1 protein-coding gene is annotated in these 635 nt (G+C 74.2%); it reads right to left on the bottom strand.

Features of this window, described 5'->3' with window-relative positions; genetic code table 11:
- Positions 1–635 (bottom strand): FAD-dependent oxidoreductase (locus PUR56_RS12930; protein ID WP_329949004.1); only part of this gene is annotated, 635 nt, incomplete at both ends.

The following is a 635-nucleotide window of genomic DNA, read 5'->3' as shown; positions in this document are numbered from 1 at the left end:
TCGAACCTGCGGCGAAGGCTCGTAGCAGGGTGTTGCGGCCGTGGGGCGGAACCGACCACAGGGCGTGTCCTCGCAGGCCCCAGCCGTGCAGGAGGCTGTTCGCGGCGGCAAAGCCGGTGGTGGCTGCGCGTTCCATGAGGGCGGTGGGCAGGGGGCATCGGACCGCGTCGCCGGCGAGGACGAGTCGGGGATACCGGGTTCGGGTCCGTGGACGTCGCGCGTGTGAGCCGACGGCGAAGAGCGGGCAGTCGGCGTGCCATGCGTGGCGGCTGTCGACGACGCGGGCGTTCGCCGTCTCGGGGTAGAGCAGCCGGCTCTGGGCGAGGACCTGATCCTGTACGGCGGTGCGGTCGGCCGAGGGGTCCACGGCGTAGGCGTGGAGTTCGAGGACCGAACCGCCGGTGCGGGCGGCCCAGCGCGCGGCCTGTCCCTCCCATCGTTCGACGACGCTGACGTTGTCCAGCGGGCCGTAGCCGGACGTGCCGAGGAATCCGGCCCGGTCGGGGCGGGCAGGCCGGTCGATCCAGTGGCGGCTGACGAGGAAGGGCGGAGCCTGGCGCACGGCGGCGGCGCAGGCCCGCAGCTCGTGGTCGTCGAGCAGGGGGGACCGCTCCACCAGGGTCCGCAGGCCCGCG

This window comes from Streptomyces sp. BE303, from assembly GCF_036290945.1.
Taxonomy (GTDB): domain Bacteria; phylum Actinomycetota; class Actinomycetes; order Streptomycetales; family Streptomycetaceae; genus Kitasatospora.
The sequence above is the reverse complement of the archived record's forward strand: the minus strand, read 5'-3'. Positions and strand labels throughout refer to the sequence as shown.